This is a genomic window from Ruegeria sp. AM9 (assembly GCF_056540565.1).
Genome location: NZ_JBQFWY010000001.1, coordinates 646,852 through 667,558 on the forward strand (window position 1 = coordinate 646,852; position 20,707 = coordinate 667,558).

A 20,707-nucleotide genomic window follows, 5' to 3' on the forward strand; every position below is an offset into this window, starting at 1 on the left:
GGCATGAGAATGATCCGAGCTTTGGCCATTGTTCTGGCCCTTGTGACACTTGGCGCGTGTTCGACGCCTCCGCCCTCCTCCGGGGATGAGGTGCAGCGGCTGGCGACCGAAATCCGCAGCCTTGGCCCCGATATCGACCCGGAAGAGGCCGACCGCGCCGCCCGCATCGCCTATTCCTATACCGCGCAATTGGTTCAGGAGTATGAGATCACCGATCCTCCGCTGATCCACAACGCCAAGGTCAACAAGGGCCTGCGCCCGCGCGGGTTATGCTGGCACTGGGCCGAGGATATCGAGCGGCGACTGAAGCAGGAGAACTTCCAGACACTGGACCTGCACCGCGCCATTGCCAACGCAGACAACCCGTTCAGAATCGACCACAGCACCGCTATTATCAGCCGCAAGGGTGAGACGATGTATGACGGCGTTGTGCTGGACCCGTGGCGCTATGGCGGGGTGTTGTTCTGGTCACCCTTGGTTGAAGACACGAAATACGAATGGGTGCCGCGCGAGGTCGTGCTACAAAAGCGCCGGGTGGAACAATACGGTGAGCTTTTACCCTATGCTGGCGGCTAGATTTTGGACGAGATCACGCCGGTAGCAAATCCACCCATGCGCAACTCTCCGAACAGGCGCTGATACTCGATCTTGGGGCAGCGGTTCATGATCACATCCACGCCGCGCGCCTGCGCTTTGGCGGCGGCGTCAGGGTTTTCGACACCGATTTGCATCCAGACCGTACGCAGGTTCGGGAATGCAGCCAGCGCCTCATCGACAATCGGCGGTACCGCTTCTGAGCGGCGGAAGATATCGACCATGTCCACCGGTTCGGAAATCTCGGACAATGAGGCCCGGACGGTCTGACCAAACAGTTCGGTCCCGGCGTGGCCCGGATTGACCGGAATGACCGTGTATCCCTTCAACGACAGATACCGCGCCACGTAATAGCTGGGCCGCACCGGGTTCATGGAAACGCCGACAACAGCGATCACTTTGGTCCGCTGCAGGATGTCTTTCAGAAAATCGTCGGAATGGTCGCTCATGCGGGCACCCTAATCCGGGTGCCGCAAAGAAAAAAGCGCCCAGGTCGAACCTGAGCGCCAGTTGTTGGAACGAGGGACAGTGAAATGACCCGCGGCAGTTCCGTTCCGCGGTCACTGTGACATTTAGGCATAAGTTGAGATAAAAAAAGAGGGTGCGCGCATTTTTGTGATGACACGTCACAAAAAGCGGAACTCCGCCTATTGCTCGTACAGAACAACGGGCCAGTGCGCCTCGGCCATGCGGATGTATTCGGCCGTCGCTTCACGCCACATCTCTTCGATCTTAGGCGAGTGGGTCAGGTACAGACGGCCATCAACCACCTGCCAAGCCATCGGGTCCGTACCGACCAGTGTCCCATTGGCCATGGCGTATGCACAATAGCCCCCAAACTGGGGGGCAAAGGCGCGCGGGTCACGCTCGAACGCCTCACGGTTCTCATCCGAGGCAAAGTGCCATTCGGCCCCTTTCCACACCACCGCGTATTCCGGCTGACCGCGAACCGGAGTGCCGCCTGCGAAATAGGACACCGGATCATACCCAGCCATGGCCGCACCATTGGCCTCATAGTACACGGGCATCTCTTGCGCCATCGCAGCAGGAGCAATCATAGCGGCGGTCATCGCGCCAAAAAGAAAACGTCGGGTCAGCATAGCGGTATTCGGATTTCAGACATCAGGGTCTCAAGATGCAATTTTTACGGCCCAGTGAAACCCCATTTAACGGGGTTGTGATCACCTGTGTCGCCCACACGTCACGTCAGTCGAAGATATCCTCGATGACGTCCCATGCCTCATCGAACACGCGCGAGAACATAGTCTTCTTCTTTTTCGGCTTCTTTTTTCTGTGGTATCCCGCCGCGTGTGCGGCGTCGCGCTTTGCCTTGCCCTCGGACAGTTTGCGCTTGGGCACCATTTTGAGGTCATGCAACGGCGCACCGCAGCTTGAGCAGCTCAGCTCGTGACGCTGCTTGCCCTTCAGAACCAGCGCGGCGCGGGTCCCGCAATAGCAGCAGGTGGCGATTTTGGACGGGCCGGAAATGGGACTCTCCTGTCTATCTGTGCCTTGAGGCATATAGGGCGATTGCGGCCGCATTTGAGACGTTGAGCGAACCAAATCCGCCCGCTGCGTCGATTTTCACCAACCGGTCAACGGTTTCCTTGGTTTTCTGCCGCAAACCCGGCCCCTCGGCCCCCAAGACCAACGCAACAGGCTGATCCAGTTTTCCACCCAAAGCCGCTTCGATGGTGTCGTCGGCCTCACCATCCAAGCCCAGCACCAGAAAACCCATATTCTGCAATTCGACAATCGCGTCCGCCAGGTTACGAACCCGCATATAGGGTTGCCGTTCCAGCGCACCGCTGGCTGTCTTGGCCAACGCACCGGTTTCCGGAGCCGAGTGGTGCCGCGTGCCGATCACCGCACTCGCCCCAAGAACCTCGGCCGAGCGCAGAATCGCCCCGACATTGTGCGGGTCAGTCACGCGATCCAGAAGAATCACGCGGGGATGTTCGCGCCCGATGCAATTCTCGGCCAGACCGCCCCAGTCCAGCGGCTTGACCTCAAGTGCCGCACCCTGATGGACGGACCCCGGATCAATTGGGGCCGAGAATTTGCGCGGATCGACCATTTCGGCCTCGATCCCTGCAAATTCAATCGCTTCGGCCAGTTTATCTTGTGCATTTCGCGTTACGATCAGGCGCAGTTTCTGCCGTTTGGGGTTCATCAGCGCATCACGCACGGCGTGCAGACCGAACAGCCAGACGGTTTCCGCAGCGGCGGCTTTGCGCGCCTGTTCCTTTTCAACGACCCACTTGGGTTTCTTCATTTCTTGGGCCTCCGGGCCGGGAATTCGGTTTCCTGCGTCAAAGCGGTATTTTCCTGTTGACGCTCCTTTAAGGCGCTAGTAATCACGCCTCCACGTCAGGTGCAACGCCTGACAGTGGGCGACAGGCCGCAAGGTGTGGCAGGGGACTGTAACTCCCTCGCGGAGACGCACGCCTGGTTCGATTCCAGGGTCGCCCACCATCTTCCTCAGATGGTGACAAAGTGCAACGGGTCGTTAATTCGGCAGGCATTCCCATTCATCAACCACCTGATTGCCCCGAACCGCCAGCATGGTTTCGAACTGGTTCAGCACCGCCTCGCTTTGCGTCGGGCGCAGCAGGGCAATTTCGCCGGGCGCGACTATGGCCGCGCGTGGCCCCGTCCAGACCTCCTGATTGCTGGAGCGGCCGAAGATGGTGGAATAGTGGAACCCCTTGGGAAAGACGGGTTGTGCCAGAAAGTGCCCGCCGAACACGGCGATATCCGTTTTGGTTCGCCCTAGAAAATCCAAACCGGGCAGCGGATTACCCGGCATCGCCTTAAGAACCGGCGTGGCAATGAAGGCCGCAGGCTGGAACTCATGTGTTGTGGGGTGATCGAAATCGCCTGGCTTGACCAGAACCGATCCAAAGGCAACCTCGGTGGCGCCGCTGTTAGCCGTATAAGACTGAAAGGTCAGGCTGCCACCGGTGTTCAGGCACAGCCCTTCCCCACCCTTGGGCAAGCTGGAAACCGCGCGCCGGAAAGCATCCGCGCTGGATCGAACCGCGCGTTTTCTCAAAAATCCCGGCAGCTTGGCCAGATGCGCCTCGTACCCCATCATGCCCGACAGGCGTGCGTTGGGGTTGGCGTCGATTTCCAGCGCAATGTCCGCGATTTGTCCCGGCTGAAACCCTCCGCGATGCAGGCCTATATCCACCTCAAGCGACAAGCGGAGGGCAGACTGCCTATCCGCTGCAAGCGCCATATAGTCCCGCAACCGCTCCGGCGTGTCGATCAGCCACTGAACGCGCGCTGCGGCATCCGGGCACGCGGCCAGAACCCGCGCGGCCGAACTGACAGGCAGCGGCTTACCGATCAGGTGGTCCGTCTTGGGCTCGGTCCGCAATAGTGCCAACAGCATCGGCTCGGAAAAAGTCATCAGGCCCGAGGTCGAAATCCGCCCCCGGATATGATCCAGCAACGGCAGGCAGGGCAAAGACTTGGCGACCAGCCGGCGATCCAACCCGGCGTCTGAGCCGCTGACGGCAAGGGCGCAGTTCGCATCCAACCGATCCAGATCGACCACGGTGACCGGCTTGTCTACTCCATACGCGTGCAGCGTGTCGGACAGGGTTTGCAGGTATTCAGTCATGGCCGAAACAGCTTGCCCAAGGCGGGTGTCAGAAACTTGCCGCCGGGATCAAGCTGTTCCCGTAACGCACAGAAGCGGTCGAAATCCGGGTACATGCCCGACAGATCCTTGTAGGTCAGACTGTGCATCTTCCCCCAATGCGGGCGTCCCCCCGCCTCGGCAAACAAGGGCTCCAGCGCATCAAAATATCGGCGGTGATCTTCATTCGCATCCGTGTGCACGGCAATCGAAATCCGCGGCCCGCCCTGAAACGGAGACAGGCAGGCCGTGTCCCCTGCGGTCTGGCGCACTTCGATCGGGAAATAGATATCCTTATGATCGCGGTGCAGGCGGGTGATGACCTCTTGCAGCACGTCTCCGGCCACATCCGGCGGCAGGTGATATTCCATCTCGTTGAACCGTATATGCCGGTCGCTGCACAACACCCGCCAGCTTTCGCCCACATAGTCTTCGTCCGAGTGTGCCAGGGTCAGCAGCTTCAGCAGCATACTGCGCAACCCGCTACTCAGCTTGCCGGCATTCCGAGCGAGCTTCAGAACCTTGACGGCGATCATGTCCAGATCACGCGGCGCCGTCCCTTCGGGGGCGTCGGACAGGTTGTGGCGGATTTCGACAGCCTTGCCGGTGAAGGGAATATAAAAGAACTCGAAATTCCGGTTCTCGGCCCAGTTCCGGTGCATGTTGGCGAGGCTGTCTTGCAGATCGGCCAATCGCACCCGGCGGCGCAAGTTGTATTTCGGCACGCCCGAGATTTGCGCCTCGGTCAGAACACCCAGCATCCCCAGCGTGACCTGCGCCATCTCAAGCGGGATGTCGTCGGTGGTCACGACGTCTCCGCCTGCGGTGACCAGTTTCGCAGCAGTGATTTCAGCGGCAAGACATGGCAGCGTGCGCCCGGTCCCGTGTGTCGCGGTCGAGGCCGCACCGGCCAGCGATTGCGCGTTGATGTCGCCTAGGTTGCGAAAGGCCAGCCCCTGCGCGGCCAGCGCCGGAGACAGATCCCGCAAACGCGCATTTGCGCTTACCCAAATCCGGTCACCGTCCCTGTCGCCCAGCGTCGGCACGTCCAGTTCGGACAGGTCCAGAATCCGGTCCCCACCCGCAACGATGGGCGTAAACGAATGCCCCGCCCCCACAACGCGCAAGCTGGACGATTCCGCCATCACCTGCTGCAGTTCGGCAATCGTGCTGGGGCGCGTGACCGTTGTCTCTGCGCGTTGGTTTCCGGCCCAGTTGGTCCACATGTACTGTCTCCTCCGAGGTCGGAGGATTGCAGCACATGCAGGTTGAAACAAGTCAGGTTTACAGCGCGTTACCCAACGAAACTTACGTCAGGCTGCGGCCGCGCGCTGCGCTGTGACGCGGTCAAACCATTCGGTAACGGCCTCGACGCTTGGCTCAATTTGTTCAGCCGCGTCGCCGGTGAACTCCTGGAACTTTTCAGTGTTCAGACCGTTCACGCCGACCAATACCGGGATATCCTGCGCCAGCGCCTCGGCGATCACCGGGCGGAAACCGCGCCCATCAGCCTCGTGCTTGCCGAACTTGTTGATGATTAGCAGTTGCGGCGCTTCCTCCAACGAGTTGGTGACATATCCCACCGCCTGTTCCAGCGCCGCCGGGTCCAACCGGCAGCCGCGCGCGTGTTCACCCAAGGACTGCGAGATACGTATGACCTCTCCGTCCGGCAGCACGCGCACGTCCATGTCGCATTTGCTGCTGTCGGCGCACTCGGTGTTGGTTTGAACCACACCGGCCAGATGGGCTCCGGCGGCCTGCAGATGCTCGGCAACGGCGCTTAGCAGACGGTCGGTGGCGCCGCGTTCAGTGGTGGTGACATAGGCCAGATACATTCTGAGACCCTCGTATTTAAACTGTGACATTCCAGATAGCACGCATGACCCTGCCCGGCCACTCCCCGCGTTACGGTAGCGGAGACAGGCCGATCACAGGTGCGTGCAGGTGAAGAAGAACCGCAAAAGCGGCAAGTGAAACCAGCCCAACCCACAGGCTGGGCCAGGGGTGCGGAGCCCGCAGCGAAAACCGCGCGGTATTGCGGGACAGGCGCGTCCATTCGATCCCCATCTCACGTTCCTTGCGACGGTCGATCAGGGCCATGCCCAGCGCGGCAAATCCTGCGAACAGACCAAACAGGATGACATGGGACAGGCTGCCATTAGCCAGCAGATGCGCCAGCGCCCACAGCATCAGCGCCGCCAGCAAAGGGTGGCGCGTTGTGCGCAGGATGCCCGGGTTTTCCGGGTCGAACGGGCGGTGCCCCAAGCCCCCGAAGGAAAACGGGTTCTGGATCGACATCCCCGCCACGGCCAGCCAGCACACGACCGGCATCACCAGCAGCGGCACCCAGCGCAAAACGGGGAACGGTGGGATAATCTCGACATAAGGCGCCTGCGCGGCGGCGACGATCAGCCAGCCGAGGACCAACAAGGACAGAACCGAATAGGCGGCGAAATACGTCCTGCGTCCCATCACCTCGATCAACCGGCCGCGCATTGCGGGCAGCGCCGGAATCATGTGCGTCAGCAGAAATGTGACAAGTGCAGCAAGGAAAAAGCCCCAACCCAGCATGGTAGTCTCCGTAAGTGGTGCCCCGGTTTAGGCCCCGGCGGCGCGGAGGTCTTTGTCCGAAGTCAAGTTGAACGCACAAGCGCCATTCCACTGAGAACCAGTGCTTGCAACCCGGCAGCGAACACGCGACCCTGCCGTCGGAGGACCCCGATGCACGATTTCGACGACATATACTCTATGGCCGCCGACCGCCACGGCGGGCCTGACGCCTTAGAGGCGAAACTGAGCAAACCCAAAAGCTTGGCCGAATTGGCCGCCCTGCCGGATGACCGCTGGCTTTCGATCATCACCAAATGCATCTTTCAGGCCGGGTTCAACTGGAAGGTCATCGAAAACAAGTGGGACGGGTTCGAGACCGCCTTTGACGGCTTCGATGTAGGCCGCTGCGCTTTCATGGATGATGAGAAGTTCGACGCCCTGCTGCAGGACACCCGCATCGTGCGCAATGGGACCAAGATTGCCACCGTCCGGGACAACGCGGCGTTTCTGCTGGAACTGCGGCAGGAAGGCGGGGTCGGTCAGGTTCTGGGCGGCTGGCCCTCGACCGACTATATCGGCCTGCTGGCGATGCTGGGCAAACGCGGATCACGGCTTGGCGGGGCCTCGGCCCAATACGCCATGCGCTTTGCCGGGCGGGACAGTTTCATCCTGTCGCGCGATGTCACCGCACGGTTGATTGCCGAAGGCGTGGTCGACAAGGCCCCCAGTTCGAAAAAGGCGATGATGGCCGTGCAGGACGCCTTCAACACATGGATGGACCAATCCGGACGGTCGCTGACGGAAATAAGCCGCGTATTGGCGATGAGCCTGTGAAAACCGGTTGCAGCGAGGGCGCTTCACATTAGGCTTTGAATATGGCCTGGCGCATTTTGATGACGTTTCTTTTCCTGCTCGCCTCCTGCGGTCGCCCGCTGACGGATCAGGAGCGCGCATTCGCCGGTGCCGTTCAGGGCGAGACATTGAATCTGGACCGCGTGCGTCTGGTCGAAGGCGCCCCAGTCGCGCCGATCACCTTCTACCGCAAGGAACGCCCGCGCCTCGCCTGCCGCGAACGTATCCTGCCGCCCCCGGCCGAAGGTATCGTGACCGCCAAGCCCGCCGCAGTGGCCGTTTTCAACAAGATCTACTTCACGCGCGACTGGTATCTTGAGGACTACATGTCCGACTTCCCCGAACAGATGAATCTGATCGCGGCGATGCTGCTGGCGCATGAGCTTACCCATGTCTGGCAATGGCAGAACCGGGAAACCACCGGCTATCATCCGCTGCGGGCCGCGGCCGAACATGGCGGCAATAACGACCCGTATCTGTTCGATATCGAAACCTCGTCCGATTTCCTGTCCTACGGGTTCGAACAGCAGGGCGCGATTGTCGAAGAATATGTCTGCTGCCGGGCGCTGGACCCAATGGCGCCCCGCACCGAGCGCCTGCACGACATGCTTGGGGTGCATTTCGATCTGTCACCCTTGCCGGACCAACCGCGCGAGCGCGACATCGTAATCCCCTGGGGCGGTGCCAAAATCGAAGGTATCTGCCGGTAGGGCCTATTGACCCTGCAAAGTCTGCAGATACGCGACCAAATCCACAATCGGCTGGCTGGTCAGGATCGGTTGCCCCTCGGGCGTTTTCATCGAGGTGTCCTGACCGTCGAAATAAGGCCCATAGACCGGCATCGGGCTGCCATGGCTGACCAGCGGGTCGCGCCCGTCGATCCGCGCCACGACGCGGGCGGTTGGAAACACTCCGTCTTCTCCGGCCAGTTTGGTCAGGTCGGCCGGTTGAATGACCAGTACCCCGGCCATTGGGCCGTGTCCGGTGGCGTCGATCCCATGACACGTCGCGCAGTAGTGCTGATAAAGCTCGGCCCCCATCTCGGCATCCTGAGCGCCAGCTTGTGTTGCCAGTGCCAGCAGGCCTATTGAAACTGCATTCCGTATCGGTCCGATCATCGCATCCTCCTGCCCCGATTGACATTTACAGGCTTGCCCGACGGTCGGCTTGCCGCAATGATCCAGATCAACGCAGCAAGAGGATACGGGCAATGACACAATACGCAGCCATCATGCTGGCCGCCGGGATTGGCGTGCCGATCCTTGCGGCATTGAACGCGGCCTTGGGTCGTATCATCGGGTCACCAACCACCGCCGCCGTGGTCCTGTTTGCCATCGCCTTCGGCGCATCCGCGGTGTTGATGCTGCTGTTTCCGGGGTTCGGAGCGCTGTCCAAAGTTGCGCAGGCGCCGAAACACCTGTTGCTGGCTGGCGTCTTGATTGCCTTCTACGTGCTGTCCATCACCCATGTCGCGCCGCATTTCGGCGTCGGTAACGCGGTGTTTTTCGTGCTGCTGGGGCAGTTGATCAGCACCGCCGCCATCGATCACTACGGCTTGTTCGGAGCACAGGTCACTCCGCTGACATGGATACGCGCAGGCGGGATCGCCGTGATGGCTGCAGGGGTCGCCATCACTCAACTGGCCTAAGCACACCCCCGTCCAGCCGCAGCTTGCGATCCATCCGCGCCGCAAGATCCATGTTGTGCGTGGCGATCAGCGCCGACAGCCCCTCGTCCCGGACCAGCGCCATCAGCGCATCGAACACCTGATCCGAGGTCTCGGGGTCCAGATTGCCTGTAGGCTCATCCGCCAGCAGGACGCGCGGTTTGTTGGCCAGCGCCCGGCAGAAAGCCACCCGCTGCTGCTCACCCCCCGACAGCGCGGCCGGGCGGTGATCCGCGCGCGGAGCCACACCGACGCGGTCCAGCAGCGACATCGCCCTGTCCTGCGCCGCCTTTTCGGACACACCATTCGCTAGTTGCGGCAGGGTAATATTCTCCAACGCGGTGAATTCGGGTAGCAGATGGTGGAACTGATACACAAAACCCACATCCCGCCGCCGCAGGGCGGTCCGGGTCCGGTCGCCCTTGCCCGTCGCGCTCTGGCCAGCGATCTCGACCGAGCCTTCATCGGGCGTGTCCAGCAGACCCGCGATATGCAGCAAGGTAGATTTACCCGCACCCGAGGGCGCAACCAGCGCCACCGCCTCACCCGCGCGCAGATTCAGATCGGCGCCACGCAGCACCTGAACTTCGCCCGGCGTGCCCTTCAGATAGGTCTTGGTCAGACCGCTCAGCCGCATCGTCACATCATTCATAGCGCAGCGCCTCAACCGGGTTCAGCCGCGCCGCGCGGCGGGCGGGGAAATAGGTGACAAGGAAGGACAGGCCCAGCGACAGCCCAATGGCCTTGAGAACATCCGACAGATGCAGCTCGGCCGGCAGGGAATAGATACCGCGAATGGACGGGTCCCAGACACCGCCCCCCATGACGAAGTTCACAAAGCTGAAAATCGGATCGATATAGATCGCAAACAGACACCCCAGAACCACCCCCATCACCGTGCCGATTATCCCGGTGAACGCACCGCAGATGAAGAAAACCCGCAGGATGGACCCTTCGCTCAGACCGATGGTGCGCAGGATGCCGATATCGCGGCCCTTGTTCTTCACCAGCATGATCAGGCCCGAAACGATATTCATCGCCGCGATAAGCACGAGGATCGACAGGATGATGAACATCACATTGTCCTCGACCTCAAGCGCACGCAGGAACCCGCCCGAGGCATCCTGCCATGTCCAGATCTGGCTGCGCTCGCCCGCCGCCTCAAGGATCGGGATCAGGATCGGGGTCAGTTCTTCGGGGCGTTCGACCATCACTTCGATCTCATCGGCGACGCCTTCGCGGTTGAAAAAACTCTGCGCCTGCTCGAACGGCATGTAGACCCGCGTGCGGTCGATGTCATAGCGCCCGGCTGAGAACACATAGACCACCCGATAGGTACTGATGCGCGGCGAGGTGCCGAAAGCCGTTTTCACTCCGTTAGGCGAGGTCAGCTTGACCGTATCCCCCACCGTCGCGCCAATGCTGCGCGCCACGCCGGAACCGATGGCAATGACAAACTCGTCATTGCGGAACTCGGACAGATCACCCGCCGCCTGCTCGCTTTCCGCGATGCCCGGCAGGTCCAGCAGATCGTCAGGCTGGATACCGAACACCTCGACCCCGCTGCTGCGCTCGCGATTGGTGATCAGCACCTGGCCTTTGACCAGCGGCGCCGCACGCACCACACCCGGCACCTGCGCGATGCGGTCGGCCACGCCGTCGAAATCCGCGATCGTACGATCCAGCCGCCCCTGCGCATCTAGGCTGCCTGCCGAATAGACCGTAACATGGGCGTTGGCCCCCAAAATGGTGCCCACGAATTCGGACCGGAATCCCGACCGCACGGCGAGCGTGGCGATCAGAGCGAACACGGCCAGGGTGATCCCGATCAGCGATATCCACGTCATCACGCTGACGCCGCCCTCGGCCTTGCGCGCGCGCAGGTATCGCCAGGCGATCTTCCATTCGAATGGGGCAAAGGGCGGGGGCGTCTTGGCCATGTCTGCTCCGGTTTTATTGCTCGGCGCGACCCTTTCGGCATTTCACCGGATGGTCAAGCTGGTTATGCGCGCCCTACATCGGGATGGGCGGCCTTGCGACCAACTCGGACGGAAGCGCGGGGCGAATCATCTCTGAAACCGGATCGCCTGCTCTGGCAAAAGGAGATGGCAGCGCCGAAGGCTACACCCTTGGTTGTGACGCCGTTCACAGACAAACCCTGATTGTTTCAGCTATGAAGTCAATACGACTGTTGCGTGAGTTACTGATCTCAAAATGCAACATTTATTAAGCAATATTATTTCGTCTTTTGCTTATTTTGAGAAACTTTGTCACCCTGAGAGTACGGGGATACCATTTTAAAGAGCGGGGGTCGCTCATGTTTGTAAAGAGTAACGCGGAAATGTTGGACCCTATTTTGGTCCGAAACGCATCATCAGAACTGGATTGTGAAACCGCGGCGCTGTTGCGCGCCACGATGCGCCCACTATTCGACACTGCACCGAGTTGGGCAAGTCTGACGGATATCCTGAAAAACAAAGGCTATCGCCTGGTATTTCGTCAAGGGCGCTTGTGCATCACGGATAGCACTACCGACGAAAAGGTCTGCGGGCTGAACTTTCTTGGCTTTGATTTCAGGGACCTGGTAAGACGTCTGGGCCGTCCGATCGTTGTGCCACGCGGCAACAGCGCGGACGGAGACGTTCTGGCCGAACGGCCGGGACCGCAACGCACCTAGAACCCGACCGGGCGGCACAAGGGTTTTCACAGCCCGGGTGCCCAGCGGTTTTACGTCCATGCCTATTGCGCAATCCTTGACGCGGATGTCTACGGACGTCCCTCGGGATCAGTCCGCAAAGTAATCCCATTTGCGCCATGGCTGAAGTCTGCGCCTCAACGTCACTTTCAGACTATGCAGAGCAGCATTGCGCAATTGCGGCCGGTTCCGGGACTGGCGCAGCAGGTTCACGCAGAACCCAAGCGGCAACTGGCCGATCCGGAACCAATTCAGCATTTCGTCTTCGGAATACGTCCGCCCGCCAAAGAACGGAGCGTAGTTCTTGCGCCAGCTCTTTGTCATTTCCAGCGCCGTTTTCATCTGATCCGCAGAAACGCCGCCGGGATGGAAAACCGCGATTGGAACCGACAGCATCTGGTATTCGCACCCGGCAAACAACATGCGAAGCACGAGGTCATAGTCAGCCACAATTCTAAGATCCAGATCGTGACCGCCGAAACGCTCAAACACGTCGCGCCGGATCAGCATGGAATTGTGGCAAAACGGAATGCGTTGCAAAATCGAATGAACCTTGCGCTCTCGCGACAGACGCTTGCTTCCATCCTTTTCGACAAAGATGGTTCGTCCAAAGCAGAAGTCGGGACGCCCCGAACCAATCTCCTCGCGCGCCTTTTGCAGACAATCCGGCGCGGTCAGCAGATCATCTGAATTGAGGAACACCACGTACTCGCCCTGGGAAATCTCCACCGCCCGGTTCATGGCGTCGTAAAGACTTTTGTCCGGCAAGCTTTGAAAGCGGATCGGGACAAAGCTTGGGCGCGCCTCGATCTCGGCGATCAACTCTTTCAACAGGTCAACCGTTCCATCGGTGGACGCGCCGTCCCAAATGACATGCTCGACAATCGCGTCGCCTTGATCCTGGGCGGCCTCCAGCGCCGCTCGTATCGCCTCGACGCGCCCCTCATCAATGAGGTTGCGCGTTACGGTAATGACGGAAACCGTAGGCAGAGCTTTGTCCGACCCAGCCATATCAGGCGCTGTGTGCCAGCTGGTAGATTTCAGCGATCTTGGTCACTGCGGCTTCGGGGCTCAGTTCCTCGCTTTCGCCGGTGCGGCGGCTGGTCAGTTCGACCACACCGTTTTTCAGACCGCGCGGGCCGACGGTGATGCGCCATGGCAGGCCGATCAGGTCCATGGTGGCGAACTTGCCCCCTGCCCGTTCGTTACGGTCATCATACAGCGGCTCCAGCCCAAGCGCGGTCAGCGCGCCATAGAGTTTCTCGCACGCCGCATCCGCTTCGTCGTCGCCTTGCTTGAGGTTGACGATACCGCAATGGAACGGCGTCACGCCTTCGGGCCAGATGATGCCCTTGTCGTCATGGCTGGCCTCGATGATGGCGCCGATCAGGCGGCTGACACCGATGCCGTGGCTGCCCATGTGGACCGGCGTCGGCTTGCCATCGGGGCCTTGCACGGTCGCGCCCATTGCCTCGGAATACTTGGTGCCGAAATAGAAGATTTGGCCGACCTCAATCCCGCGGGCCACGCGGCGGCGGTCTTCGGGGATTTGGTTGAACAGCGCATCATCATGGGTTTCATCCGTGCGGGCGTATTTCGAGGTGAACTCCTCCAGAATGGCCTGACACTGTTCGCGGTTGTCATAGTCGATCTGACGGTCACCAAAGGTCAGATCGGTGACGGCGCTGTCATAGAAAACCTCGGATTCACCGGTATCGGCCAGCACCAGGAATTCATGCGTATTGTCGCCGCCGATGGGGCCGGAATCGGCGCGCATCGGAATCGCCTGCAGGCCCATCCGCTCATAGGTGCGCAGATAAGTGACCAGATGGCGGTTATAGGCGTGCAGCGCGTCCTCTTTGGTCAGGTCGAAATTGTAGCCGTCCTTCATGTAGAACTCGCGCCCCCGCATCACGCCGAAACGCGGGCGGATTTCGTCGCGGAACTTCCACTGGATCTGGTACAGGGTCAGCGGCAGGTCCTTGTAGCTGTTGACGTGACCGCGGAAGATGTCGGTGACCAGTTCCTCGGCTGTGGGCGTGAAAAGCATATCCCGGTCGTGCCGATCTTTCATGCGCAGCATTTCCTGACCGTAATCATCATAGCGCCCGGATTCGCGCCACAGGTCCGCCGATTGGATGATAGGCATCTGAATCGCAATATGGCCAGCGCGCGCTTGCTCCTCATGGATGATGTTTTCCAGCTTGCGCAGAACTTTGAAGCCCAGCGGCAGCCACGAATAAATCCCGGCAGACGCCTGTTTGATCATCCCGGCGCGCAGCATCAGCCGGTGGCTGACGATCTGAGCCTCGGACGGGTTTTCCTTGAGAACGGGCAGAAAGTAACGGCTGAGGCGCATATTGTAACCTTAAAGGTGAGATTTCACTTGAAAGGTGATTATTCCAAAGCCCCGCCGGGGGCAATCGGCCATTGGCAATTTTGCGACCTCAGGTCAGTCGGTTTTCTGATTGACCCGCCAGTTGGCGTTTTCAATTGTGACAAGAATGCAAAATCCAAGAGGTGCCGATGCAGACCATTCAGGAACCCGCCCGTCAGATCCCCGTTGTCCACCAGACTGACGTTCTGGTCGTTGGCTCTGGCCCCGCTGGGCTGGCCGCCGCCTTGGCCGCGGCGCGTGCCGGGGCCGAGGTGTCTCTGGTTGAACGCTTCGGCTGTATGGGCGGCAACATCACCGCCGTGGGCGTCGAGGGGTTCGCCTGGTACCGTCATGAACAGACGGTTGAGGCTGGCGGTATCGGTATGGAGTTCGAGACCCGCGCCAAGGACATGGGCGCGGCGGTGCCGGAAAGCCAGTCGCTCAGCTATGAGCTGGACAGCGAAGGCTTCAAGCTGGTCGCCGACAAGCTGGTCGAAGAGGCGGGGGTTCACCCGATGCTGCACCGTCAGTTCGTCGCTCCGATTATGGAGGGCGACCGGATCACCGGCATCATCACCGAATCCAAAGCCGGGCGCGAGGCGATCCTGGCCAAGGTCGTGATCGACGCCACCGGAGACGCAGATGTGGCCCACCGCGCGGGCGCCCCCACCCACAAGACCGCCCGCGAAGAAATGATGGCCGCTTCGGTCATGTTCCATCTGGCAGGCGTCGACAAGCGTGCCTTCATGGAGGGTGTCAAGGCCGACCCCCAGACCTACAAAGACTGGGGCGGTGGTGGTGAATGGAACATCGAAACCTCGGGCAAAGAGGACGACATGTTCTCGCCCTTCGTGCACAAACCCTTCCAGCAGGCCATCGATCAGGGTCTGATCCCGCCGCATCTGAACACCATCGCGGGCACATGGGGGGCGATGCATGACACGGGTGAGCTGACCTATATGAACCTCATCCATCTGGCCGAGATCGACGGCACCGACCCCGACAGCCTGACGATGGGTGAGATCGAGGGCCGCCGTCAGACCATGCTGGCCATCGAGGCGCTGCGGCGCTTCATGCCCGGTTGCGCGAACGCACGTCTTAGAAACTTCGGAATGACCATCGGAATCCGCGACACCCGCAAGATCGACGCGGTGTATAACATGACCGAAGACGATGCCCGCCATCAGGGCCGGTTCGAGGATACGATCGGCATATACCCCGAATTTATCGACGGCTATGGCATCCTGATCCTGCCCACAACCGGGCGTTATATGCAGGTGCCCTACCGCTCGATGTTGCCCAAAGGCATCGAGGGCCTGCTGGTCGCCGGGCGGTCACACGGTGCGGACAAGGTGGCCCATGCCGCCACCCGCAACATGGCCTGCTGCGCCGTCATGGGACAGGGTGCTGGAATCGCGGCGGCGCTATCATTGAAAAGCAATCAGGATGTGCACGAGTTGAACCTTGCTCCGGTCCATGCCGAGCTGGACCGTCAGGGTGTGAGGATTCACTGATGGACCATATCCCTACGATCGACATCGCCCCGCTGCATGATCCTGCTCATGTTGACTATGACCGGACCGTTCAGCGGGTGATGGAGGCCTGCACCGAGATCGGCTTTCTGTCGATCACCGGGACAGGCGTTCCCCAGGAAACGGTCTCTGAGGTGCGCAACTGCGTGCAGGCCATCTTTGGGATCAACGAAAGCGCCAAATGGGATCAGGCAATCACCCGCGAAAACTATCGTGGGTATATCCCGATGGGGTTCTTCACGCCCAATGACGGCTCGGGCGAGGCTGACAAATACGAAGGCTACAAGCTGCACTACGAGACCGCCGCAGACGCGGCCATTCGTGAGGATTGCGCGCTCTACGGTCCGAATGTCTGGCCGCGCGCGGTGCCCGAAGCTGGCGCCGTGATCCTTGACTATTGGGCACAGCTGGATCGCGTGGCGGACATGCTGTTGGGCGCACTTGAGGCAGGGTTGGGTTTACCCGACCGTCAATTGCGCGATGCGTTCCGTGATCCGATGACCAACATGACGTTGCTGCACTACCCGCCGCAGGCACCGGACGAAGGCGGCTATGGCATACACCCGCACAAGGACACCGATGCGCTGACCATCATTGCCCCCGATCCCGTGGGCGGGCTTGAGGTTCAGACCCGCGGCGGAGGCTGGATAACCCCCGCCTGCCCGCCGGGCGGGTTCATCGTCAATATCGGCGACATGCTGGAACTATGGTCGGGTGGCCGTGTGAAATCCACGCCGCACCGGGTGGTCAACCGCTCGGGCCGGGAACGTTATTCCTTTCCCTATTTCGCCGTGCCCCGTCATGATGTGGTGGTTGCGCCATTGCTGCCCCCTCTGCCCGGCTTTGACCGCCCGCCTGTGCATTGCGGTCACTGGTCGGCCGAAATCTGGCGCACCAACTGGCCCGACGAAACGGCAGACGAGGCAACTCCGGAGTTGGGTACGCTCAGCGATTGAAACGCCGGTTTCCCCGAGGCATGAAGCGCTTGCATCAAGACGCTGCATAAGCGAAGAACACCAGCAAGAGCCGACAACAAGGGGACAGCCATGGCTTTGCCGGTGAAGGATCAGCTCAGGTACTGGGGGATTGCGGCCGCGGTTTTTGTGCTGCTGATGTGGGCACTTGGCGACGTCTTGCTGCCCTTCGTCATCGGTGGAGCGATTGCCTATTTCCTTGATCCGATCGCGGACCGGCTGGAAAACCTGGGCCTGTCGCGCATGGCGGCCACCGGGATCATCACCATTGTCGGCGTTCTGGGCTTTGTCCTGATGATCCTGATGGTGGTCCCGGCTTTGATCACTCAGTTGATCGATCTGGTCGAAGTCCTGCCCAGCCTGTTCAAAGAGCTGCGCGGCTTTATCGAAAAACGCTTCCCGTCTCTGCTGGACAGCAATTCCAGCTCGCATCAGGCGCTGGTATCGCTGGGTGAAACCCTGCAGTCGAAAACCGGTGATTTGCTGCAATCGGTCGTCGCATCGCTTGGCTCTGCCATCAACGTCGCGGTTCTGTTGGTGATCGCGCCGGTCGTGGCGGTTTACCTGCTGATGGACTGGGACCGTATGATCGCCCGCATCGGAGAGCTGTTGCCCCGCGATCACGCCCCCACGATCAAACGTCTGGCCGGTGAAATCGATGCCGTGCTGGCGTCTTTCGTGCGCGGCATGGGGACCGTCTGTCTGATCCTTGGAACCTATTACGCGGTGGCGCTGATGATCGTTGGCCTGCAATTCGGCCTGATCGTTGGCTTCATTGCCGGGCTGGTCACCTTCATCCCTTATTTGGGTGCCCTGATCGGCGGCACGCTGGCCATTGGCCTCGCGCTGTTCCAGTTCTGGGGGGATTGGGTCCATATCGGGTTGGTCGCAGGCATTTTTGCCCTGGGCCAGGTGACCGAAGGCAACTTCCTGACCCCCAAACTGGTCGGCAGTTCGGTGGGTCTGCATCCTGTCTGGTTGCTGTTGGCCTTGTCGGTGTTCGGCGCGCTGTTCGGTTTCGTGGGTATGCTGGTCGCGGTTCCTGTCGCTGCGGCGCTGGGGGTCGTGGCCCGGTTCCTGACCTCGCTCTATCTGGAAAGCCGCTTGTATACCGGCCTTGAAGGGCTGAAGCAGGAAGACGAATAAATGCCCCGACAACTGAGCTTTGATCTACCGGCCAAAACTGCCCTGGGCCGCGAGGATTTCTTTGTCTCGCCCGCCAATGCGCTGGCCGTTGCGATGATTTCGGCCACATCCTGGCCCGGAAACAAGCTGGTGCTCAGCGGCCCGGCCGGGGCTGGCAAGACCCATCTGGCCCATGTCTGGGCGGCCGAAACCGGAGGCCGGATCATTCACGCCCGTGACTTGCGGTATGACGACGTGCCTGCCCTGGCCCAAACCCCGGTTGCGGTCGAAGACGTGCCGATGATCGCGGATGATCCCGAGCAACAAAAGACCCTGTTCCACCTGCACAATCTGGTTCTGGCCGAAGGTCACGCCCTGCTGATGACCGGGCGGCTGCCCCCAAAACTGTGGCAATTACCGCTGCCCGATCTGCAAAGCCGCATCGAAGGCGCGCATCACGTCGCGCTTGACCCGCCCGACGATGCGCTGCTGGGGGCCGTTCTTGCCAAGCTGTTCATTGATCGGCAGCTGAACCCCGGCCCCGAGGTCATCGCCTATCTGGTCAAACACATGGACCGCCGCTTTGAAACAGCCGCCGAGGTTGTAGCGCGACTGGATCAAATTGCCCTCTCGGAAAAGCGCGAAATAACGCGCACTCTGGCAGTCAGAGTATTGAATTCGGACGGAAACGATGTCGAACCAGACAATTGACCCACACCCGGTGATTTCGCAAACTGTGACCGGAGCATCTGGAACAGACATGGATCAGACCGTCGAAACCGACATTCCGGACTGGGGGCCTTTCGGAAAGCCATTGTTTGACAACCCCGAGGCCCGCGCCCTGTCGCGTGTGGGTGTTGTCGATGTTGGGTCGAACTCGGTCCGGATGGTGATTTTTGACGGGGCCGCGCGGTCTCCGGCCTATTTCTACAACGAAAAGGTCATGTGCGAATTGGGGGCGGGTCTGTCCGAGACCGGTCGTCTGAACCCGCGCGGACGGGTGCGCGCGTTGGCCGCGCTGCGCCGGTTCCGGCGTCTGGCCGACGATCTGGGACTGCCGGGTCTGCATGTCGTCGCAACCGCCGCCGTGCGTGAGGCCAAGGACGGCCCGGATTTCTGCGATGAGGTCAAATCCGAAACCGGCCTGACCGTTGCAGTCATCGATGGCGGGGAAGAGGCGCGGCTGTCCGCGCAGGGCGTGCTGCTGGGCTGGCCCGGTGCCTACGGGCTGATCTGCGACATCGGCGGTTCTTCGATGGAACTGGCCGAAATCGGTGAAGGCGACGTGGGTCGCCGTGTGACATCGCCCCTAGGCCCGCTGAAACTGCGTGACATCAAAGGCGGACGGCGGGCGCGCAAGGCCCACATCAAGGCCACTATGGAAGAGTTGCGCGACCAGATGGGCAAGCAACGCGACCGTCTGTTCCTTGTCGGAGGCAGTTGGCGCGCCTTTGCACGGCTGGATATGCTGCGCCGGGGTTACCCGCTGAACGTTCTGCATGAATACCGCATGACCACCAAGCAGGTTCATCAGACCATCAAGTTCATCGAAAAGGGCGATCCGGACGAAATGCGCAGCCTGGCTGGCGTTTCCAGTTCCCGTATGGCGCTGATCCCCTATGCGATGGATGTGCTGGCGCGCCTGATCCGAACGTTCAAACCCAAGGACATTGCGATCTCAAGCTATGGCATCCGCGAAGGGTTGCTGTATGAACAGATGCCGCAAGCCCTGCGCGACCGCGACCCGCTGATCGAGGCCAGCCGGTTTTCCGAGGCCAAGGACGCCCGCCTGCCGGGGTTTGGCAAACACCTTTATGACTTTGTGATGCCGCTGTTCAAATCAGCCCCTGAGGCCCGCGTGCGTCTGGTCAAGGCCGCCTGCCTGTTGCATGACGTCAGCTGGCGCGCCCATCCCGATTATCGGGCCGAGGTCTGCTTTGACTATGTCACCCGCGCCAATCTGGGTGGGCTGAAGCACTCGGAACGGGTCTTTATCGGTCTCGCCCTGCAGCACCGGTATCGCAACAAGCGCGAGGGCAACAGGTTCGAGCCGCTTTACAAGCTGCTGGACGAGAAGGATCAGAAACAGGCAGAGATTCTGGGCAAGGCCATGCGCTTTGGCGCCATGCTCTGGATGCAGAATGACGCCCCCATGGGCACCCTGCGCCTCTACCCCAAAAAACACCAGCTTGACCTGCTGCTGCCGAAATCGGCAGGCCCCCTGTTCAACGAAGTGGCCGAAGCGCGACTGACGTCTCTGGCAAATGCACTGAGTTCGGACACCCGCATCATCATCCGGGACTAAGGGTCAGATTTCTGTTCCCTCGTCCATTTCCTCTTCGGTGTTTTCCGGGGTGTCGGGTTGGTCCTGCTGGGGCTTTTTGCGGATGATGATATCCCCGTTGGGCAGAATCTCGGGCGGTTCATAAGCGCTCCAATCCTCGATTTCGCCTGCCAGGTCCGCCAGAGCGGGCCCCATCTGTTCAAAGAACGACTGCATCGCCGGACCGAACTGGGTGACCAGGCCCTGCAGGTCTTCAAGCGCGGGCTCCATTTCCTGGCGCAACCCCTCAAAGAACAACTCGGCACCCTGCTCCATCAGGGATTTCCCCGTGTCTTCCTCGGCATGGGTAGGCACCGCCAGAGCCGCTGTTACCGCACAGATCGGAAAAAGATGTTTCATGTGCTAAAATATA

General features: G+C 60.6%; 23 protein-coding genes and 1 tRNA gene. 10 read left to right on the forward strand and 14 right to left on the reverse strand.

Going from position 1 to position 20,707, the window contains the following annotated elements:
• Positions 1-9 precede the first annotated feature (9 nt).
• A complete protein-coding gene (locus ACR0DO_RS03255) occupies positions 10-576 on the forward strand; it encodes a hypothetical protein (RefSeq protein WP_480556705.1) in 567 nt (188 codons plus the stop codon).
• On the opposite strand, the gene ACR0DO_RS03260 is transcribed toward ACR0DO_RS03255, so the two are convergent.
• The 4 genes from ACR0DO_RS03260 to rlmB all read right to left on the reverse strand — a co-directional run bounded on the left by ACR0DO_RS03260 (position 573) and on the right by rlmB (position 2,869).
• A complete protein-coding gene (locus tag ACR0DO_RS03260) occupies positions 573-1,043 on the reverse strand; it encodes a CoA-binding protein (protein WP_480556706.1) in 471 nt (156 codons plus the stop codon). The two genes, ACR0DO_RS03255 and ACR0DO_RS03260, sit on opposite strands and share 4 nt — an antisense overlap.
• A gap of 198 nt (positions 1,044-1,241) precedes the next feature.
• Entirely contained in the window at positions 1,242-1,652 is a 411-nt protein-coding gene (locus ACR0DO_RS03265; protein ID WP_480556707.1) for a YHS domain-containing (seleno)protein, read from the reverse strand.
• Positions 1,653-1,800: 148 nt separating this feature from the next.
• On the reverse strand, positions 1,801-2,115 hold the full coding sequence (locus ACR0DO_RS03270) for a hypothetical protein (protein ID WP_170670745.1): 315 nt from the start codon (positions 2,113-2,115) through the stop codon (positions 1,801-1,803).
• Complete coding sequence (gene rlmB, locus ACR0DO_RS03275) at positions 2,096-2,869, reverse strand: 23S rRNA (guanosine(2251)-2'-O)-methyltransferase RlmB (protein WP_480556709.1); 774 nt, start codon at positions 2,867-2,869, stop codon at positions 2,096-2,098. The genes ACR0DO_RS03270 and rlmB overlap by 20 nt, the downstream gene beginning before the upstream one ends.
• 116 nt (positions 2,870-2,985) lie before the next feature.
• On the opposite strand from rlmB, the gene ACR0DO_RS03280 reads away from it, so the two are divergent.
• Positions 2,986-3,069 (forward strand) — tRNA-Tyr (locus ACR0DO_RS03280).
• Positions 3,070-3,103: 34 nt separating this feature from the next.
• Here ACR0DO_RS03280 and ACR0DO_RS03285 read toward each other — a convergent pair.
• The 4 genes from ACR0DO_RS03285 to ACR0DO_RS03300 all read right to left on the reverse strand — a co-directional run bounded on the left by ACR0DO_RS03285 (position 3,104) and on the right by ACR0DO_RS03300 (position 6,811).
• Entirely contained in the window at positions 3,104-4,222 is a 1,119-nt protein-coding gene (locus ACR0DO_RS03285; RefSeq protein WP_480556711.1) for an alanine racemase, read from the reverse strand.
• Complete coding sequence (locus tag ACR0DO_RS03290; RefSeq protein ID WP_480556713.1) at positions 4,219-5,466, reverse strand: D-arabinono-1,4-lactone oxidase; 1,248 nt, start codon at positions 5,464-5,466, stop codon at positions 4,219-4,221. The genes ACR0DO_RS03285 and ACR0DO_RS03290 overlap by 4 nt, the downstream gene beginning before the upstream one ends.
• A gap of 87 nt (positions 5,467-5,553) precedes the next feature.
• Positions 5,554-6,075: a DUF2478 domain-containing protein gene (locus ACR0DO_RS03295; RefSeq protein ID WP_480556968.1), complete on the reverse strand. Its 522-nt coding sequence runs from the start codon at positions 6,073-6,075 to the stop codon at positions 5,554-5,556.
• Positions 6,076-6,145: 70 nt separating this feature from the next.
• Complete coding sequence (locus ACR0DO_RS03300) at positions 6,146-6,811, reverse strand: NnrU family protein (RefSeq protein WP_480556715.1); 666 nt, start codon at positions 6,809-6,811, stop codon at positions 6,146-6,148.
• 150 nt (positions 6,812-6,961) lie between these two features.
• Here ACR0DO_RS03300 and ACR0DO_RS03305 point away from each other — a divergent pair, with 150 nt between their 5' ends.
• Entirely contained in the window at positions 6,962-7,624 is a 663-nt protein-coding gene (locus ACR0DO_RS03305; RefSeq protein WP_480556717.1) for a DNA-3-methyladenine glycosylase I, read from the forward strand.
• Positions 7,625-7,683: 59 nt separating this feature from the next.
• Positions 7,684-8,352: a hypothetical protein gene (locus tag ACR0DO_RS03310; RefSeq protein ID WP_480556719.1), complete on the forward strand. Its 669-nt coding sequence runs from the start codon at positions 7,684-7,686 to the stop codon at positions 8,350-8,352.
• A 3-nt stretch (positions 8,353-8,355) separates the two neighbouring features.
• Here the strand turns inward: ACR0DO_RS03310 and ACR0DO_RS03315 are convergent, their stop codons facing one another.
• A complete protein-coding gene (locus ACR0DO_RS03315; protein WP_170441115.1) occupies positions 8,356-8,760 on the reverse strand; it encodes a c-type cytochrome in 405 nt (134 codons plus the stop codon).
• Positions 8,761-8,852: 92 nt separating this feature from the next.
• Between ACR0DO_RS03315 and ACR0DO_RS03320 the strand changes: the two genes are divergently transcribed.
• Positions 8,853-9,290 carry a DMT family transporter gene (locus ACR0DO_RS03320; RefSeq protein ID WP_170441113.1) on the forward strand — a complete coding sequence of 146 codons (438 nt, stop codon included), beginning with the start codon at positions 8,853-8,855 and terminating at the stop codon, positions 9,288-9,290.
• On the opposite strand, the gene ACR0DO_RS03325 is transcribed toward ACR0DO_RS03320, so the two are convergent.
• The 4 genes from ACR0DO_RS03325 to proS form a co-directional block, all read right to left on the reverse strand.
• A complete protein-coding gene (locus tag ACR0DO_RS03325; protein WP_480556721.1) occupies positions 9,274-9,960 on the reverse strand; it encodes an ABC transporter ATP-binding protein in 687 nt (228 codons plus the stop codon). The genes ACR0DO_RS03320 and ACR0DO_RS03325 overlap by 17 nt on opposite strands.
• Positions 9,953-11,248 (reverse strand): lipoprotein-releasing ABC transporter permease subunit, encoded by a 1,296-nt coding sequence (locus ACR0DO_RS03330; RefSeq protein WP_480556723.1) that lies wholly within the window; start codon positions 11,246-11,248, stop codon positions 9,953-9,955. Before ACR0DO_RS03330 ends, ACR0DO_RS03325 begins: the two co-directional genes overlap by 8 nt.
• A gap of 845 nt (positions 11,249-12,093) precedes the next feature.
• Positions 12,094-13,014 (reverse strand): glycosyltransferase family 2 protein, encoded by a 921-nt coding sequence (locus ACR0DO_RS03335; protein WP_480556725.1) that lies wholly within the window; start codon positions 13,012-13,014, stop codon positions 12,094-12,096.
• A 1-nt stretch (position 13,015) separates the two neighbouring features.
• On the reverse strand, positions 13,016-14,362 hold the full coding sequence (gene proS, locus ACR0DO_RS03340) for a proline--tRNA ligase (RefSeq protein WP_480556727.1): 1,347 nt from the start codon (positions 14,360-14,362) through the stop codon (positions 13,016-13,018).
• Between the two features lie 167 nt (positions 14,363-14,529).
• Between proS and ACR0DO_RS03345 the strand changes: the two genes are divergently transcribed.
• The 5 genes from ACR0DO_RS03345 to ACR0DO_RS03365 all read left to right on the forward strand — a co-directional run bounded on the left by ACR0DO_RS03345 (position 14,530) and on the right by ACR0DO_RS03365 (position 20,316).
• A complete protein-coding gene (locus tag ACR0DO_RS03345; protein WP_480556729.1) occupies positions 14,530-15,894 on the forward strand; it encodes an FAD-dependent oxidoreductase in 1,365 nt (454 codons plus the stop codon).
• Positions 15,894-16,868, forward strand: a complete 975-nt coding sequence (locus tag ACR0DO_RS03350) for an isopenicillin N synthase family dioxygenase (protein ID WP_480556731.1) — start codon at positions 15,894-15,896, stop codon at positions 16,866-16,868. The genes ACR0DO_RS03345 and ACR0DO_RS03350 overlap by 1 nt, the downstream gene beginning before the upstream one ends.
• Before the next feature lie 90 nt (positions 16,869-16,958).
• On the forward strand, positions 16,959-18,032 hold the full coding sequence (locus ACR0DO_RS03355; protein ID WP_170670710.1) for an AI-2E family transporter: 1,074 nt from the start codon (positions 16,959-16,961) through the stop codon (positions 18,030-18,032).
• Entirely contained in the window at positions 18,033-18,722 is a 690-nt protein-coding gene (locus ACR0DO_RS03360) for an HdaA/DnaA family protein (protein WP_170441096.1), read from the forward strand. It abuts the gene before it with no gap.
• Positions 18,723-18,771: 49 nt separating this feature from the next.
• A complete protein-coding gene (locus ACR0DO_RS03365) occupies positions 18,772-20,316 on the forward strand; it encodes a Ppx/GppA family phosphatase (protein WP_480556733.1) in 1,545 nt (514 codons plus the stop codon).
• Positions 20,317-20,319: 3 nt separating this feature from the next.
• Here ACR0DO_RS03365 and ACR0DO_RS03370 read toward each other — a convergent pair whose 3' ends face one another.
• Complete coding sequence (locus ACR0DO_RS03370) at positions 20,320-20,694, reverse strand: hypothetical protein (protein WP_480556735.1); 375 nt, start codon at positions 20,692-20,694, stop codon at positions 20,320-20,322.
• Positions 20,695-20,707: the final 13 nt, after the last annotated feature.